Here is an 18,354-nt window from a genome sequence, read left to right on the forward strand (position 1 = left end):
AGGTGAGATTATATGGCAAGAAGTAAAAGTCAAAAAATTGAAGGGTGTTCTTTTTGTGGTCGTACTAGGGCTGAAGCTGAAGGTAAGATTATTTCAGCAAAGTCTGTTGCCATTTGTTTTGAATGTTCTAAAATATGTCATAATCTTTTTAAAGAAGAGTCAGACAAACCAGCAAGTAATAAGGCTCCAAGAGGGCTTCCAACTCCTAAGCAACTTAAGAGTCATTTAGATAAATATATTATTGGGCAAGAAGATGCCAAAAAGGTATTATCTGTTGCTGTTTATAATCATTATAAAAGGATCTTTAAGGGAAGTAAGCGAGAGACTGGAGTTGAGCTTGAGAAGTCTAATGTACTGCTTGTAGGGCCTACTGGTAGTGGTAAGACATTGCTTGCAAAAAAATTGGCAGCTGAGATGAATGTTCCATTTGCAATTGCTGATGCTACAACTCTTACTGAAGCTGGATATGTGGGAGAGGATGTTGAGAATATTTTGCTTAAACTAATTCATGCTGCTAATGGAGATGTGAGTTTTGCAGAAAGAGGTATCATTTATATAGATGAGATAGATAAGATTGCAAAAAAAGGTGAGAATGTTTCAATTACAAGAGATGTATCTGGAGAGGGTGTTCAACAGTCTTTACTTAAGATAATTGAAGGTACTATTGCAAATGTTCCACCAAGAGGTGGTAGAAAACATCCTTATGAAGAAACTATTGCAATTAATACTCACGATATATTATTTATATGTGGTGGAGCTTTTGTTGGACTTGAAAATATTATTAAGAAAAGAATTAATAGGAGTTTTATTGGTTTTTCATCTTCTAGTTGTAAGGATACAGGTGGAGATAATTCTTTAAAATATTTAGAAATGGAAGATTTGATTAAATTTGGTCTTATTCCAGAGTTTGTAGGTAGACTTCCTGTGCATTCTTATCTTGATAAATTAGAAAAAAAAGATTTGATGAAAATATTAGTTGAGCCCGAGAATTCTATTGTAAGGCAATACTATCATATGTTTAAGATGGATAATGTTGATCTTTTATTTGAAAAAGATGCTCTTGATGCAATTGCAGAAGAAGCTATGCTTAAAAATACGGGTGCTAGAGGTTTACGTTCTATTTTAGAAGAATTACTTAAAGATGTGATGTTTGAAATTCCTTCTAGTAAGCAAATTAAAAAAGTTATTGTGACTAAAGATTCTGTTTTAAATACTAACGTTGAGCCCTTAATTTTAACGGGAAGGCATGTTAATAAGCCTTGGGCAAAAGAACTTTATGAAATCAATTCTAAATCTAATTAATGCTAAAAAAGATGATCTTCCCATTATTCTTGTAAAAGACAATGTTTTTTTTCCTAATGTGTCTTTGTGGGTTAGTCTTGATGATAATGCTTCGATTAATGCAATATATCAGTCTATGTTAGAAGACAGGTTGATTTTATTTTTTTGTGTTAAGGATCTTGAATCTATTTCGGCTAATGCTAAGATTAATGTAGATAATTTATATTCTATTGGTACTTATTCAAAGATTATTCAGGTTATAAAAGTTACTGAGACTTTGGTAAAAATTTTGGTTGATTTCCATGATAGAGTTGTTCTTAAGAGTATTTTAAAGAAAAATGATTATTTTAGAGCAAGAGTTGATTTTATATCTGATAAATGTGAAATTAATGGTGAACTTTTTACTTATGCTAAATTTTTAAAAGAGACTTATAATACTTACAAATCTTATTTGCCTCCTGCAACATCCAAAGATGATGAGAATATAAATTTTTTTGATAGTCCGGCTAAATTTGTTGATGTTATAGCTTCTAATGTAAATTTGGAATATAGAGTTAAAGTGGAACTTTTACAAGAGTTAAATGTTAAGGTTAGAATAGAAAAATTAATCATGAATTTAAATATTGAGACTGAGCTTTTAATGCTTAAGAAAGATATTAAGAGTAAAGTTAAGTCTAAGCTTGATAAAGGACAAAGAGAATATTTTTTGACTGAACAAGTTAAGGAGATTCAAAAAAGATTAGGTAAAGATGAGACTGACTATTTTGAGAGATTGAATGTAAAAGATATTCCTAAAGATATTAAATCTAGAATTGAGAGAGAAATATCTAGATTGGCTCGTACAAATGCAAATTCACTAGATGTGAATATTATTAGGAATTATATTGAATTATTGCTTGAGTTGCCTTGGAATGAAAATACTGTGATGAAGAATTCTTTAAAAGAAATTGAGATTATTTTAAAAAATTCTCATTATGGTATGAATGAGGCTAAAGAGAAAATAATGAATTTTTTAGCCGTTTATCATATTAATTCTAAAGTCCAAGCTCCTATTTTGTGTCTTGTAGGTCCACCTGGAACTGGAAAAACTTCTGTTGCTTTATCTATTGCTAAATCTCTTTCTAGAGAATTTGCAAAAATTTCGCTTGGTGGGCTTAGAGATGAGACAGAAATTAGAGGACATCGTAGGTCTTATGTTGGAGCTCTTCCTGGGGTTTTTATTAATGCAATCAAAGTTGCAGGTAAATCCAATCCTGTTATTCTTCTTGATGAGATAGATAAAATTAATAGTACTTATAAAGGAAATCCGGAAGCTGCTCTTTTGGAAGTTTTAGATTCCGAACAAAATACCAGGTTTGTTGATCATTATTTAGAGATTCCTTATGATCTCTCTAATGTGTTGTTTGTGGCGACAGCTAATTCGATAAATGAAATTTCTAGGCCTCTTCTTGATAGAATGGAAATTATTAAGATAGAAGGGTATTCTTGTGTTGAAAAGTTAGAAATTGCAAAAAATTTTTTGATACCAAATATTATTAAGGAGAGTTGTTTAGGTAAAGTTTATATCAGAATAGAAGATGATGTTATTTTACATATAATTAGAAACTATACTATGGAATCTGGAGTTAGAAATTTAAAAAGAGTATTGACCAATTTGTTTAGAACGGTTTTAAGGGAATTGCTTTATAGTTATTCCAAGGAAGATATTATTGAAGGCAATTTTTATTTTCCAAGTTCCTTGATACATGGTAATAATTTACTCTTTACTCATGATCCTGATATTCGTGGTATTTATAAGATAATTAATATGCATAACTTTCATTGTTATGTAAATTGTGAAAGTAGGTTTAATTTGATGCGCATTGATTCTTCTGGGTTTGTTTATGGTCTTGCTTGGACAAATTATGGAGGTGCTGTACTTCCTGTTGAAGCTATTAAGTTTGACAAGAAAGGTGACATTATTTTAACAGGTAGTCTTGGAGCTGTTATGAAAGAAAGTGCACAATTGGCGTATTCTGTTGTTAAAACTTATTCTTCAAAACTTAATTTAGATATAAATGAAATTCCAGAAATTCATCTTCATTTTCCAGAGGGAGCTATACCAAAAGATGGACCTTCTGCTGGGATTACTATTGCGACAGCTATTGCTTCTGTTTTATCTGATAAAAAAGTACCTTTGGATGTTGCTATGACTGGAGAAGTGACTCTTAAAGGTTCAGTTCTTTCTGTTGGAGGTATCAAAGAAAAGGTTCTTGCGGCTTATAGAAATGGTATAAATAAAATTATTCTTCCAAGAGATAATGAGAAAGATTATGTTAAGCTTCCAGAAGATATTAAAGATAATATTGATGTTAAGTATGTTTCTTATTTAAGAGAAGTGTTTGATTATTTAAACATTATTTAAAGTTTATGTGATAAAATTTATTAAAGGAGGGGCTATGAAAGATGGAATTAGAAAACCTTCAGGCAGTAGGGCATCTTTAAATTTTTAAGGCATTATTAAAAACCCAACAAAAAATAACTTTTTAAACTTTTCAAATAACAACTTTGGTAAGAATTTTACTAAAAAAAAAAAAGATAAATAGCATGACTAGAGTCATGCTATTTGTTACATTACGCTCTCTTGGAATAATATTCTACAATCATTTGTTCATTTGCAAGAGTAGGTATTTCATCTCTTGATGGAGTTCGAATTATTTTGACATTGAGGGCGTCAGCGTTTACTTCTATCCAATCTGGTAATTTTCTAAGAGTAGATGTTTTTTCTATATTAGACCTGACTAATTTTTTAAAGCTATCTTTTTCCTTTACTTGTATTATATCGTTTGCTCTTAAAGTAATGGATGGGATTGTAACTCTTCTTCCATTAAGTATAATAATACCATGTGAAACTATTTGTCTTGCATGAGCTCTTGAAATGGCAAATCCAGCTCGATAAACAATATTGTCAATCCTTCTCTCAAGTAATGCCAAGAGATTATCACCAGTGACTCCGTGTTGTCTTCTTGCTTCTTTAAAAACATTAGTGAGTTGCCTTTCACTAACACCATAAGTAAACTTTACCTTTTGTTTTTCTATTAATTGTTTTCCATATTCTGTAACTTTAGTTCGCCTAGATCTTCCATGCATTCCAGGTGGATTGGTTTTTTTTTTAAGTAATTTGTCATATTTTGGCTGTTCAAAGATATTAACCCCAAATCGTCTAACCAATTTTCCTTTAGCTATACTTTTCCTATTCATTAATTCCTCACATTTAAATAGCAGGGACAGGACTTGAACCTGCGATCTTCGGGTTATGAGCCCGACGAGCTACCCAGCTGCTCCACCCTGCGTCTTGAAACATAGTCTAACATAATTTTGTTTGTAGTGTCAATTAATTTTATATTCTTATATTAATATATGTGTTTCGTATATTTCTTGATGACATTCTTTGATTGTATGTTTTATTTTATCTACTTTTTGTATTAACTTTTCTAAGTTATCTTCATACTTTAAATCTAGTTTGATGTAAAGATTTATTTCATTTCCTTGATGATAAAAATTCAGTTCTCTAAAATTGATATTAATATTTTTTAATGTATTTTTTATTTCTCTTTTTAAGTTTATGTTTTGTTTTGAGAGAAGATTATTTGCATTGTCGATAATTACGTGTAATCCTTCTTTAATCATTATAAAGCCAATACATATGGATATTATTTTGTCAAAACCTGTCCATACATAAGTTGCAAGTAATAAACTTAATGTGGTACCTCCATGAGAGAATATGCAATTCTTGTCGGATGATGATAATGCTAGAAGTAAGTAATTGTTATATCTTTTACCGATTTGGAATTTTACTACATGCTCGATTATCTTTACTAAAAAGAATATAAAAGGTATTAATGGTATCCAAATGCTTTTTTTAAAAGAATTATTTGAAAATATTTCTAATATGTTTTTTTTACTATGATGTTCATGATTCATATGCAGTTCAGGTTCTTTGTGAAAATCGATTATTTGATTTAGTCCTGTTGAGTTTATAAATATTGTAAATCCTGAGATTATTATGGCGATTCCTATAATTAATGCTATTAGATTTTCCATTTTTTTATATCCGTAAGGATAATGAATTGTTTCTGGTTTATTTGTAATTTTTAAACTAAAATATGTAATTGTCGATAAAATGAAATCCGATGTAACATGAAGTGCATCTGCTATGAGAGCAAATGAATTAAAAAGAATGCCAACGGTAAGTTTAGATGTTATTGATGCTACTTCTGCTAGTACTGAAATTAATCCTATTCTCATAATTATTGTATCTTTTTTTATTTCATGAGTTAAATCTTTTTCGTATTCATTATTGTTATTGACAAATCCTAAATTTTTAAGCTCTTCTTTGATATCATTGATTTTGCATAATATCTTGTGTATTTTATTTTTTTTTCCATAGTGGATTAGATTACGAATTAATATTTTTTCTATTCCTTCTGAGTGAAAATTTGGATCCATATAAAAATTATTGATTTGAATTTCTTTATCTTGTATTTTTGCTTTTAAATATGAAATCGCATTAACGTTATTTTCTATATAAATTATATAAATTTCATTTTTTTGTAGGTTTTCAAGATTGAATTGAGTGCATTTATTGATATTTTTGCTATTAATTATTTTAATCATATTTGCACTTTTCCTTTAGTTTATTGCATAATCCTATTATGTGTAAAGATAACATTATTTTTTTTAATATTCAATTAATTTCATTATATTACTAAAGGGAATTGGAGGGATGTCTTATGTTGCAATCTCAATTATTTGTTAAAAAATGCAAAAGATGTATTTCTAAAGATGAAGTTTTAATGAATAATGTAAAGAATGTCGAAAATGTTTTTTACGATTTTCTTAAAGTTTTTGATAAAAAGGCTTTAGAGAATATGTTTAATTATTATTATGAAAATTTTGATTTTGATAAAGGAATATATGATTTTATTGATAAATTTATTCCAATGATTGATTTTTTGTCATTAGAAATTTTGGAACATGAATTTAATTTTGATGAGAAAAGAATTATTTTAGATATTTTTGATGCATCTGCATGTACTATGAAATCCAATCAGTTAAGCGAGTTTGCAAAGGCTATCGTTTCTCTTGGTATTTTGAGTTGATATTGAGACTTGATTTTTTATATAAGATTTATATGTCACGTTGTTTTATTTGCTTTAAATATTTTTGATAGTTCTTCTTTATTGAATGGAAATTTAAGTAGATCGTTGAGTGTGTAAATTTTAAAAACTTTTTTATTCATGTTAAATTGATTAGGATCTGTTATTAATATTTTAGTATCTTCTTCAAAAAATTCTGACATTACTTGACGACATATTGCGCATGGGACACTTGCTGGGATTGTTGTGACTAATATGAAATCTATTTTTTGGACTCCAACAGATGATATCATGTTTATTATTGCAGCTTGTTCTGCACATCTAGTTGCTCCAAAGCTTGCGTTTTCAATATTTGAACCTTGAAAAAATAAATTGTCTTTAGTTTTAATACAAGCTCCAACTTTAAATTTTGAGTAAGGAGAATATGCGTTATTTCTTGCAGTTTCAGCTAATTGAAATGCTTTTATAATTGCATCCTGTCCATTATCATTCATTTATAAAACCTCTTGAATTTATAACGTATTCAATTATAACATAATGTTTATAATTTTATATTAAAATATTGTAAAATGTTTAATTATGAGATGTAATTATTGATTTATGTGAAAGGTTTGTTAATGTTTTTTTATGATTGATGTTATTGAATTTATTAAAAAGTATGACAATTTTATCATTGTTGGGCATAAGGATCCCGATTTTGATTGTATAGGTTCATCTTTGGCGTTAGCTTCTTTTTTGCGCAGAATAGGCAAAGGAATTATTCTGTTAAATGAAGGTCCATTTGTGAGAAAGGAAATAATTCCTTTTAAAGAGAAGTTTTTGTCTAAATGGCCGAATGTTAATTTGTTAGATTATGCTGTTATTATTTTGGATTGCTCCGTATTTGATCGCATTGGAGATGAATTTGTTTTTTATGTAAAAGATATGCCTATTCTTGTTATTGATCATCATTCCTCAGGAGACAAATTGGATACCCTTGGATATATTGATTCTGGTGCACCTTCAACAACTTTTTTGATTGAAAAATTAATTAGAGCATTTGGATATGAAGTTACTAAGGAAGAGGCATGGTATATTTTAGTGGGGTTTTGTACAGATACAGGATTTTTTAGATTTATTTCAAGAGATGATCCTGCACCCTTTGAAATGGTATCTAGACTTGTATCTAAAGGCTTGATTCTTAAAGATATTTATAATTATATTGAATCTGTTAAAAGTTTAGCCTCAATAGATGTGCTTAGTATGATGCTAAATAATCTTAGAACATATTTTGATGGTAAGGTATTGTTAACGGTTTTACCCTTTAATGCTAAGAGAGACAATAATGTTAGTGGAGTTAATGAACTATTTTATTCACTTCTTGCTAATGTAGAAAATAATGAAATATTAATTATTTTGAAAGAAATAGAAGATGGTTCTATTTTAGCAGGACTTCGTTCTAAGGAATATTTTGACGTGGGAGAACTTGCAAAATATTTTGGAGGAGGGGGACATAAACATGCTAGTGGATTTAAGATTAAAAATACTGCTTTAAACCTTTTAGAAAATCAAATAATTGCATATATTAAAGATGCTATTAATTCTTGAGATTCATTAAAGGTATTTGTCCTTTTGGATTAAAATCTTCTGTTAAAGTTAAAAATCCAGATTTAAATGATAGTGTTGTAGTTCCATATACTACTACTATGTTTTCTATCCAGTTCAGTTGTTTAATGTGTTGGGGGGTAAGAGATACAATGATGCTTATTTTATTTTTATATTCTTTTAAATTTTTTATGTACTCTAAACTAGCAGGTGTTGATACATTAAAAATAACTTGTTCATATTGTGCAATTAAATTTTTTATTTCTTTTAATTGTGTGATATTTATGCTATTTAGTGGATAATAATTATAATAATAGCCATAACTATTTTGAAATATTTTTTTACCTTCTTTAATCATTGTATTATAAGGTGATATTAATAGCGTTTTTTTATGCTTTGATATTTTTTTTGATAGTTTTATTTTTGTTATACTTCTTAATGTATTTTGTTCAAAAAAAAATTCAGCTTCTTTAGTAGGTATTTCTTTAGCATTGTCATATTTTGGGAAAAGTTCTTCTTTGTTTCTTTTTTCTTTTAGATATTCTAATTTTATTCTAAGTATTCTTTTGTTAGATTTAATAATGTTTTCTTTTATTGTATTGTCTTTTTGCATGAGGTTTAATAGTTGATTGTAAGCATTATTTTGTATATCTTCATTTAATGATATTAATAAAATATCAGTTTCTGTTCTAATAATTCGTTCAATTGTGTCATAAATGCTTTCATTTTGATATCTTACTGCATTCATTAGTAGGTCGTCTGTTATTATTAAATTGTCGTATTTTAAGTCTTGCCTAAGAATTTCCTTGATAATTTTAGTTGATGAGGATGCAGGTATTTCTTTTCCGTTTGTAAGCATTGGATATGCTAAGTGTCCGCTCATAATCATTGGAATGTTTTCTTGTATTAGTATTTTATATGGCAGCAATTCATTTCTTTTAATTTCTTTGAAATCTGAATTGATTATTGGCATTTTTATATGAGAATCAATAACAGTATTGCCATGTCCGGGAAAATGTTTTGCTGTTGAGATGATGCCTGCTTGTTTTTGTCCTTTATAGAAAGCCAATGCAAATAGAGATACGATTTGTGGATTATTTGAATATGTTCTTGGGCCTATTATGAAGTTTTCTTCATTACTGTAAATATCTGTTATTGGGGCAAAATTTATGTTAATTCCAAGTTGTTTTAATTCATTTGCTATATGATATCCAGTAAAGTAGGCATCATTTGGTGATAGAGTTGCTGTGATTCCAAGATTTCCTATTGTTTTTGATGTTTTAAGTTTTATATGTTGTGTCCATCCACCTTCTTGATCTGTTGCTATAAATAAGGGAATTTTAAATCTATTCTTTTGAGAAATTGTTTGTGCTTTATTTATACTTTCTATTAAGTTGTATAAATTTTTTGCATTCCATCCAAAAATTTTGATTCCACCTAAATTTTTTTCTTTGATGAAGTTTAGGGTAAAGTTTGTTATTTTTTCTTTTGGATAACTTATCATAAACATTTGTCCCAATAATTCTTTGTCATTCATTTGACTTACTATTTGTTCTATTAGTTTTTCTTTATTTTCTGTACTCCAAAAGTCATAACAAAAACAATTATTATTAATTAAAAAAACAATTATATAAATAATTTTTTTCATTTGAAACCATACTAATCTTTTTTTGATTCATAAGTATATCATATTGTTTTAAGTTTACTTATTTCAAGTTCCTTATTATTTTAAAATTTTTTGAGTATATTTTTTATATTGTAATTATAAATTAATTATTATTTTCAATTTATATCAAATGTTTTGTTTGTTGATAGTACTATTTATATTGACAAAATATCTTTGAATTTATACACTTTAATGGCTACAGGCTGATGTAGCTCAGTTGGTTAGAGCATTCGGCTCATATCCGAGAGGTCGTGGGTTCAAGTCCCTCCATCAGCATTAAGGAGTTTGTATTATGAGAGTAGCAATTATACTTGCAGATGGTTTTGAAGAAATTGAAGCTGTAGTTCCTATGGATATTTTAAGGCGTGGTAATGTTGATTTGAAAGTTGTAAGTTTAAATGATAGTAAATTTGTTTCAAGTTCTAGGGGTTTTGTTTTTGGGGCAGATGAGAAGATATCAAATTGCACAGCAGATCATTTTGATTTGATAATACTTCCTGGGGGAATGCCAGGTGCTATAAATCTTTTTGAATCTAAGGATTTAGATAGTATTTTGAGAAATATGAATTTACAGGGCAAGTTGATTGCGGCTATTTGTGCATCGCCAGTAGTTGTTCTGGCTGCAAAGGGACTTTTGGGTGAGAGTAAATTTACGTGTTATCCAGGGTTTGAAAATGATATTACTGATGGTGAATTTGTTAATGAAGATGTTGTTATTAGTAATAATTTTATTACTTCTAAGGGTGTTGGCACGTCTTTTAAATTTGTTTTTGCTTTATTAAAGATTGTTAAGGGAGAGGGTATACTTGAGGATGTTAAAAATAAAGTTTTGCTTTAATATGGAATATGCAATAAGTAATTGCTATTAATGTTATTTGTCTAATTAAAAAAAATGTTTTATAGTAAAGAGCCATTTTTTGTATATTTATGATTAATTGTTTTTGATTAGATCATAGGTATCTTCAAGTATAGTTAGTTCTTCGTTTGTTGGGATTACAAGTATTTTTATATTACTTTGATTACTTGATATGTCATATTCTGTGTTTTTATCTATTGCTAAATTATTCTTTTGAAAGTCAATTTTAATTCCAATTTTTTCAAATCCTTGAAGGGATAATTTTCTTATCTCATAATCGCTAGTACCAATTCCTGCTGTAAATATTATTGCATCAATATTAAAGTCTAAAGCTGCAAGATAAGAACCAATGTATTTTTTTATTCTGTAAGTCATTATTTCAACCGCAAGTTTAGAATTATATTCATTATTGTTACTTTCTATCCAAATATCTCTTAAATCATTTGATTTGCATGATATACCAAGCATACCACTTTCTTTGTTAAGAATATTTTCAATTTGCTTTGTAGTTTTTTTTAGTATTTTGCTCATTAAGGGGATAATGGTAGGATCTATGTCTCCACTTCTTGTGCCCATTACAAGGCCTTCAAGTGGAGTGAGGCCCATGCTTGTATCATAAGATCTTCCTTTTTGAACAGCATTAATACTTGCTCCATTTCCTAGGTGTAATATTATTAAATTTAGATCTTCTATATTTTTATTGAGTATTATTGCAGTTCTTTTTGTTATATATGCATATGAGAGACCATGAAATCCATATTTTCTAATATGATAGTCTTTATACCAAGAATATGGTGTGGCATATAAGAATGCCTTTTGATTCATGGTTTGGTGCCATGATGTGTCAAAACATGCGACTTGTTTTGCATTTGGAAATAATATAAACATTTGTTCTATTACTTTTATTGCAATTGGATTATGAAGAGGTGCAAGATGAGATATTTTTTTTAGTTCATTTAATACATTTTGATTAATTATTACTGAGTTCTTAAATTGTGCACCTCCATGTACAATTCTGTGTCCTATTCCTTGAATTTGATCTAAATAATTAATAATTTTTGTTTTTTTGTTTGTTAAAGTTTTAATCAAATGTTTTAGTGCTTTTTTGTGAGATTTAATGTTTAAATTTGTTAATTCTAAAAGTTTATTTTTAAACTTAATTTTGATTATTGCTTGGGTTGTTTTGATTTTTTCAATTATTCCTGATGCTAATATTTGTTCACTTTGATACTGATATTCATAAAGTGTAAATTTTAATGAAGAACTTCCCGTGTTTATTATTAGTATTATTATATTTTTCATTTAATTATTATTATAATAATAGATACAAATTTTTGTATATCCAATTTATTTTATCTGTTTCTTTAATATTTCCTAAATTTAGAAAAACCGAGTTTTGATATTCTTGATTTAATTTTAAGATATTAGGATTGTCTTTAATAATTTTCATGATCTTTTCTGCAGGAATGCTATTTATGTCTAAATATTCAATTTCAAGTAATCCATTTCTTTCTTTAAGGCTTGTAATATTAAGTTTTTGTGCAAGTAATTTTAGTTCCGATAAAATAAGTAGGCTATTTAGTTCGTTAGGAATTGGTCCAAATCGATCATAAATTTCAGATCTTATTTTGTTATTTTCTTCTTCACTTTGAATTGCTGAAATTTTTTTGTAAATTGATATTTTATGTTGTTCATTATTTATATAGCTATTAGGGATAAATCCATTGTAATTGATTTCAATGTTGATTTCGTTTTTTTTTGAATTTTTTCCCATACGTTTTTCAATTGCTTTATTTAGCATTGTTAAATAATAATCTAGTCCAATAGATTCAATTTCTCCGTGTTGTTCTCTTCCAAGTAAATTACCAACGCCTCTTATTTCCATGTCTTTCATTGCAATTTGAAATCCTGCTCCAAGTTCTGAAAATTCAGATATTGCTCTTAGTCTTTCAATGGCACCTTCATTGAGATTTGAATTTTCTTTATATAAAAAATAAGCAAATGCTTTTTTTGAACTTCTGCCAACTCTTCCTCTTAGTTGGTATAATTGTGCAAGCCCAAATCTATTTGCATTGTTGATGATTATTGTATTTGCATTTTCAATGTCTATTCCATTTTCAATAATTGTTGTTGCTAGTAATACTTGATATGATTTATTTATAAAATCTTGCATAATGTTTTCAATTTGCTCACCCGTAAGTTTTGCATGGATAGTTGCAATTCTTGCATAAGGGACTACTTTTTCTATCATTGCTTTTATTGAATCTAGTTCTTGAATATTATGGTGTACAAAAAAAACTTGTCCATCTCTTGATAGTTCATTTTCGATTGCATGTTTAATTAATATTTCACTAAATTCTTCAACGTAAGTTTCTATTTTAATTCTGTTTTGGGGTGGAGTTTTTAAAACAGAAATGTCTCTTAGTTTGATTAATGACATGTGAAGAGAACGAGGAATAGGAGTTGCTGATAATACAAGAGAATCGACAGAGACTTTTATTTCTTTTAGTTTTTCTTTTTCTTTAACACCAAACCTTTGTTCTTCATCAATAATAATGAGACCCAAATCTTTATATGTTATTTTTTTTGATAGTATCTTATGTGTTCCAATTATTATGTCAATGTTTCCTGTTTCTAAATTGCGAAGAATTTCCTTTTCTTTTGATTTTGTTATAAATCTGCTAATCATTGCAATTTGAATTGGGAAATTTTTAAATCTTTTTTTAAATGTATTGAAGTGTTGTTCTGTAAGAATTGTTGTTGGAGATAGTATTGCTACTTGTTTTTTCCCCATAACAGCTTTAAATGCTGCTCTCATTGCAACTTCAGTTTTTCCAAATCCAACGTCTCCGCATAAAAGTCTGTCCATTACTTTTGAACTCATCATATCTTGTTTGATTTCAGATATTGCTGTTAATTGATCTGGAGTCTCATCATATGGAAATTCTGATTCAAATAATAATTGCCATTCATCATCTTGAGGATATTGAAATCCTGTAATATTTTCTCTTTCTGCATAAAGTGAAACAAGTTGATCTGCAATTTTATCAATTTTTTTTGTTGCATAAACTTTTTTCTTTTCCCAGGTTTTTGAACTGATTCTATCTAGTTTTATATTTTGAGTTTCATTTCCAATGTATTTTTGAATAAGGTGTGTTTGTTCAATAGGAATAAATAATTTTTCATTATCAGCATATTCAATTTCAATATAGTCTTTTTCAATAAGACTTGTTTTGATTCTCTTTATTTGTCTAAATATTCCAATTCCATGATTTATATGGACAATATGACTATTTTTTTCAATCTCAATAAATGAATCTATAGGTTTTGTTTTTGATGATTCGAAAGTTTTATTTGTTTTTTGTTTTTTGTTAAAAATATCTGCTTCAGTAATAATAGCTATTTTTTCTTCGTTTATTATAAGAGAGCTTGATATTTTAATAACTTCAACTTTGATTTTAGGTATGTCTTGAAAAATGTATTTTAATTTTTCTTTTTGTGAGTTGGATTCTGCTGTAATAATTACTTGAAATCCATTATCAATCCAATTTTGTATTTCTTGTTTTGCAAGTATAATATTTGAAAAAAATCTACGTTCGCTCTCAATTTTAAATTCTATAATTTCTTTTGTCGGCTTTTCTGTTTGCTGATTTATAGGAGTTTTTATAAAATATATATTGGTTTTTAATTTTAAATCGTTGGGATTTATAAAGATTTCTTTTGGTGATACTATTTTTAGGTCTGATTCTATTGCTTGAGTGTAGAGCCTATCGTATTCTTTATATATCTGTTTGATTTCTTCTTTTAAATTTGGTATTTCAAAATTTATAGTAATTGTATTTTCATTTATTTCCTGACTTAAGAGAGTCTCTCCTAATAATGGATAAAATACTTCTTCTGTTCTTGCGTTGTATTTTGTTTCAATTTGTTTAAAGAATTGTTTATATTCAGATTCTTTGATGTAGTTTTTTAATTTATCTATGTTTTCTTTGTTCCAAATTATTTCTTTTTTTGGAATTATGTTAAATTCATAAATAGCATTTTTTTGTTTTAATTGATTTAGGGGATTGAAATAATTGATTTGCTTTATTTTGTCATTATTAAGTGAAATTCTTGTTGGTTCTTTGTGATTAAATGAATGTATATCTATTATTTTGTTATTTATTGTAAATTCTCCGGGTAATGTAACCCTCATTGTTTTTTCGTATCCCATTTTTATAAGTTTTTTTTCAAAATTTTCTATGTTAATTATTTTATCTGTTTGGATTTTATATATGTTATTAAATAGATCCTTTTTTGTAGGAATTTTACTAAGTAGGGATTTTAATGAAACAATATATATGCCAGGATTATTTTCATAAAAGTTGATTAAAAATTTTACTCGATCACAGAAAACTTTACTTTTTGAGCCAATTCCTTTGTATATAAGAGGGCTGAAGTAATTAAGTTCGTATATTTGATCTGTGATTTGTGTTAAATCATTTTTAATTTCATCTGATATATTTTCATTTTTAACTATTAGTATAACTTTATTATTACTATATTTTTTTATTTTGTGAATTAAGAAAGCTTTAAAAAATTTTTCGTATCCTGTTAGTGTAAAATGTATATTTTGTTCAATAAATTTTTGCATTTTTTGTAAATTTTGATTGTTTTTTAATTTTGTGGTCAATTCTTTTTCTATATTCATTTTTTACCTTTTTGTTTTTGTAGTTTAGTATAATATTATATATTAATAGATATGTTCTGTTTCGTTATGTATAATATTAGTTAGATTTTGAGGGGTTTATGGAATTTAGAAAGCTATTGTTTGTTATATTTTTTATGATTATTCCTTCGATATTTTTTCCTAGGGATTATAAGGGTCTTGATTTTAAGATAAAATTTTTCAATCAATCAATTTATCGTGTGAATAGTAATGTTTCTATTGAAGTTTTGCTTAGTAATTCATCTGATGATTTAATTACCCTTGAGGTAGGAGATGTTAATACTTTTGGTTTTGATTTTGATGTTACAGATACTACTAATATAAAGGTTAAGAGATCACTTGAATATGTAAAAAATAGATCAAAAAATATTGCAATTCCTGTTAGAACTCTGATTTTAAGACCTAATGAGAGATTTTCTGTAGTAATGAGTTTAAATCAATTTGTACAATTTGATAAAGATGGTGTTTACTTTGTTAAAGGCGTATTTTTCCCAAATATTTCAGACCCTCAAAAACGTGTAGAATCTAATGTTATTACCTTATTTTTGAAACCTAAAGTGGATAATCTTGCAGAAGAATTTGACTTTTCTAATTTAGCTTCCAATCGTGAGGTACAAAATGTTTTAAAACGAGAAAATTTATCTCCTGATAAGGTTATTGAATATTTGTTTTCAGCATTGCGACTTGGAGAGAGAGAAAAATTCTTTTTATATATTGATATTGAAAGTCTTATTTTAAATGATCAAAATAAATCATATCTTTATAAACAAGAGCTTAAATCGGGTTCTAACAATATGATTGAAGAATATAAGGAATATTTGTGGAATAATGGTAATTCTTATATTTCAAAAGTTCCAAGTAAATTTTCTATTGTTGAGACTTCTTATACAGATTCTACGGGTAGAGTTGTCTCTGATGTGTATTTTGAGGATGGTCATTTTTATGTTGCCAAGCGATATACCTTTTTTTTAAAAAAGTATGATTATTATTGGATCATTTATGATTATACTGTTCAAAATACTGGAATTAAGGAGAAATACTAGGCCTTTTATTTTGAAAATTAAATGGTTTTGGAGTATTTTATATATAATAACTTTTATTGATTTGTATGCTAATTTTAAGCATGAAGTTGTCAAAGGAGATACTTTATATTCAATTTCTATTAAATATAAGGTATCAGTAAAAGAACTTAAAATTGCAAATAATTTAAAATCAGAAAATATTAAAATTGGACGTATATTATTTATTCCAAGTTCTTCTAAATCTAAAAATAAGCTTAATACTAAGAAGGTTAATACTAAAAAATATAATCAGAAAGCAAAGGTTGTTAAATATGGCACTGATAGTAAAATTTATATTGTTAAAGTTGGGGATACTATTGAAGATATATCAAAGAAATATGGCGTAAAAGAAAAGGAATTGATTGCTTGGAATAATTTAAGTTCTAAAATTCTTAAGGTTGGTTCTAGGTTGAATTTAGATGAGCCTGATTTTTTAAAGCCATATTTAGTTAAGAGAGGTGATTCACTTTCAAAACTTTCTGTTGATTTTGATATTAGTATTTCAGATATTATGCGATTTAATTTTTTAGATAGTAAAAATTTGGTAATTGGACAAAAATTATATTTAAAGAAAGCTTCTAGCAATGTGCATTTTCATTATGTAAGATGGGGGGAGACACTTGGTAAGATAGCATATATTTATGGTGTTACCGCAAAACATCTTGTTCGTTTAAATGGAGATAATGCAATAAATTTAAAGGCAGATTCGATTTTAGATGTTTCTAGATTGGTAGAATCAGATTTAGCAACTCCTAGTGTTTTGAAATTGGAGGAAAAGGCTAAAAATAATGAAACTTTTATATCTCATAAAGTGTCTGTTGGTGAGACCTTATATAGTATTGCTCGTCAATATGGAATTTTGCTTGAAGATTTAAAAAGTTGGAATAATTTAAATGGAAATCATATCGTGTATAATCAGGAACTTAAAATTTATGATAAGAGCAAAAGCTCAATTATTGATGATAAAGTTTTAGATGGAATTGTAGGTGATGATGATAATTCTAAGAGTAAAGTTAAAGCTATTGCAAATGTTGTTTCTGCCAAGAATAAGAAGTTGAATTTGGATTTTTCTAATGTATTAGAACATAGAAATGCCTTTGATATTAGTTCTTTAGTTGTGCTTGAGCCTAAAATACCTATCTTTGAATTTAATGGAATTTTTTATTATTGGTATAAGCCTAAAAAAGTAAGCCAGCCAAGTGAATTTTATTCAGAGGATTGGCATTCTCCTCTTAATGCATATAAGAAAGCAAGTCAGCTTTTTAAAAGTTTTGAAAATCTTGTTCAATCTCGTCCGATTAAAAATAATAGTTTAAAAAATAAATTAATAATAATTGATCCTGGACATGGGGGACTTGATCCTGGTGCTATTGTTAAGGCTAAAGATGGACTTAATAATGAAATTTTTGTTGTTGAGGATGAATATGTTTATGATATTGCTTTAAGGCTTTATGTTTATCTTAAAGAACATGGAGCTAATGTTGAACTGACAATTTTATCTCCCGATCATTTAATTAGAGATAGTGTGACGGCTAATAATACTTTTGTTAATGTTAAGAATGAAGTTTATAATGATTATGATTTAAATAAGACAGATACGGTTGATTCTTGGATAAATGGTACTTTGGAAGGTTTGAAGAAAAGATTATCTGTTGTAAATAAATTTGTAAATAAATATAGAAATATTAAGAGAGAGGATATGCTTTATATTAGTTTGCATGCTGATAATAGTGTTGGCGCTCCTAGATGTATGGGATTTTATTATCATTCTGAGGATGAAGGAGGATTTGATACTCATTCGAAGAGTATTATTGAAAAAATGACAGCAGATTTTAAAAGATCTCCTTATATTAAAGGACAAAATCTTTATATGTTGAAAAATAATATTGTGAAAACCAAATTGTTGGTTGAAGTTAGAAATTTAGCGTTTGATGAAGAAGCTTGGGCGATTAGGTCTTCCAAGCTTAGAAATTTAGATTCTAAAATTCTTGCTGATGCCATTTTGAAAATTTTGTAGATTTGTTAATTTTTTGTTATTAATTTGGCTACTTGACAAAAGA

13 protein-coding genes and 2 tRNA genes are annotated in these 18,354 nt (G+C 27.5%); 8 read left to right on the forward strand and 7 right to left on the reverse strand.

The window, feature by feature from the left end:
* The first annotated feature begins 12 nt into the window (after nucleotides 1–12).
* Both clpX and lon read left to right on the forward strand, forming a co-directional pair.
* Nucleotides 13–1,302 carry an ATP-dependent protease ATP-binding subunit ClpX gene (clpX, locus tag BRE_RS03110; RefSeq protein ID WP_012538357.1) on the forward strand — a complete coding sequence of 430 codons (1,290 nt, stop codon included), beginning with the start codon at nucleotides 13–15 and terminating at the stop codon, nucleotides 1,300–1,302.
* Nucleotides 1,277–3,685, forward strand: a complete 2,409-nt coding sequence (lon, locus tag BRE_RS03115; RefSeq protein WP_041178144.1) for an endopeptidase La — start codon at nucleotides 1,277–1,279, stop codon at nucleotides 3,683–3,685. Before clpX ends, lon begins: the two co-directional genes overlap by 26 nt.
* Before the next feature lie 209 nt (nucleotides 3,686–3,894).
* Here lon and rpsD read toward each other — a convergent pair whose 3' ends face one another.
* The 3 genes from rpsD to BRE_RS03130 form a co-directional block, all read right to left on the reverse strand.
* The gene (gene rpsD / locus BRE_RS03120) at nucleotides 3,895–4,521 is read right to left on the reverse strand and encodes a 30S ribosomal protein S4 (protein ID WP_012539034.1); all 627 of its coding nucleotides are present in this window, start codon (nucleotides 4,519–4,521) and stop codon (nucleotides 3,895–3,897) included.
* Nucleotides 4,522–4,539: 18 nt separating this feature from the next.
* Nucleotides 4,540–4,613 (reverse strand) — tRNA-Met (locus BRE_RS03125).
* Between the two features lie 55 nt (nucleotides 4,614–4,668).
* Nucleotides 4,669–5,937 (reverse strand): cation diffusion facilitator family transporter, encoded by a 1,269-nt coding sequence (locus BRE_RS03130; protein WP_012539035.1) that lies wholly within the window; start codon nucleotides 5,935–5,937, stop codon nucleotides 4,669–4,671.
* Nucleotides 5,938–6,053: 116 nt separating this feature from the next.
* On the opposite strand from BRE_RS03130, the gene BRE_RS03135 reads away from it, so the two are divergent.
* Nucleotides 6,054–6,422 (forward strand): hypothetical protein, encoded by a 369-nt coding sequence (locus BRE_RS03135; RefSeq protein ID WP_014696446.1) that lies wholly within the window; start codon nucleotides 6,054–6,056, stop codon nucleotides 6,420–6,422.
* Between the two features lie 35 nt (nucleotides 6,423–6,457).
* On the opposite strand, the gene cdd is transcribed toward BRE_RS03135, so the two are convergent.
* Nucleotides 6,458–6,913 carry a cytidine deaminase gene (gene cdd, locus BRE_RS03140; RefSeq protein WP_012538362.1) on the reverse strand — a complete coding sequence of 152 codons (456 nt, stop codon included), beginning with the start codon at nucleotides 6,911–6,913 and terminating at the stop codon, nucleotides 6,458–6,460.
* 133 nt (nucleotides 6,914–7,046) lie between these two features.
* Between cdd and BRE_RS03145 the strand changes: the two genes are divergently transcribed.
* Entirely contained in the window at nucleotides 7,047–8,006 is a 960-nt protein-coding gene (locus BRE_RS03145; RefSeq protein ID WP_012539036.1) for a DHH family phosphoesterase, read from the forward strand.
* On the opposite strand, the gene BRE_RS03150 is transcribed toward BRE_RS03145, so the two are convergent.
* Entirely contained in the window at nucleotides 7,996–9,540 is a 1,545-nt protein-coding gene (locus BRE_RS03150) for a glycoside hydrolase family 3 N-terminal domain-containing protein (RefSeq protein ID WP_049752021.1), read from the reverse strand. The genes BRE_RS03145 and BRE_RS03150 overlap by 11 nt on opposite strands.
* Before the next feature lie 331 nt (nucleotides 9,541–9,871).
* Between BRE_RS03150 and BRE_RS03155 the strand changes: the two genes are divergently transcribed.
* Both BRE_RS03155 and BRE_RS03160 read left to right on the forward strand, forming a co-directional pair.
* A tRNA-Met gene (locus BRE_RS03155) sits at nucleotides 9,872–9,945 on the forward strand.
* 16 nt (nucleotides 9,946–9,961) lie between these two features.
* Nucleotides 9,962–10,507 carry a DJ-1 family glyoxalase III gene (locus BRE_RS03160; protein WP_012539038.1) on the forward strand — a complete coding sequence of 182 codons (546 nt, stop codon included), beginning with the start codon at nucleotides 9,962–9,964 and terminating at the stop codon, nucleotides 10,505–10,507.
* A 93-nt stretch (nucleotides 10,508–10,600) separates the two neighbouring features.
* On the opposite strand, the gene BRE_RS03165 is transcribed toward BRE_RS03160, so the two are convergent.
* Both BRE_RS03165 and mfd read right to left on the reverse strand, forming a co-directional pair.
* Nucleotides 10,601–11,818 carry an acetate kinase gene (locus BRE_RS03165; protein WP_041178199.1) on the reverse strand — a complete coding sequence of 406 codons (1,218 nt, stop codon included), beginning with the start codon at nucleotides 11,816–11,818 and terminating at the stop codon, nucleotides 10,601–10,603.
* 19 nt (nucleotides 11,819–11,837) lie between these two features.
* Nucleotides 11,838–15,215, reverse strand: a complete 3,378-nt coding sequence (gene mfd / locus BRE_RS03170; RefSeq protein ID WP_012539040.1) for a transcription-repair coupling factor — start codon at nucleotides 15,213–15,215, stop codon at nucleotides 11,838–11,840.
* A gap of 98 nt (nucleotides 15,216–15,313) precedes the next feature.
* Here mfd and BRE_RS03175 point away from each other — a divergent pair, with 98 nt between their 5' ends.
* A complete protein-coding gene (locus tag BRE_RS03175; RefSeq protein WP_012539041.1) occupies nucleotides 15,314–16,276 on the forward strand; it encodes a hypothetical protein in 963 nt (320 codons plus the stop codon).
* A complete protein-coding gene (locus tag BRE_RS03180) occupies nucleotides 16,233–18,311 on the forward strand; it encodes a LysM peptidoglycan-binding domain-containing protein (protein ID WP_041178200.1) in 2,079 nt (692 codons plus the stop codon). Before BRE_RS03175 ends, BRE_RS03180 begins: the two co-directional genes overlap by 44 nt.
* Nucleotides 18,312–18,354 lie beyond the last annotated feature (43 nt).

Source organism: Borrelia recurrentis A1, assembly GCF_000019705.1.
In the GTDB taxonomy this organism is placed as follows: Bacteria; Spirochaetota; Spirochaetia; order Borreliales; family Borreliaceae; genus Borrelia; species Borrelia duttonii.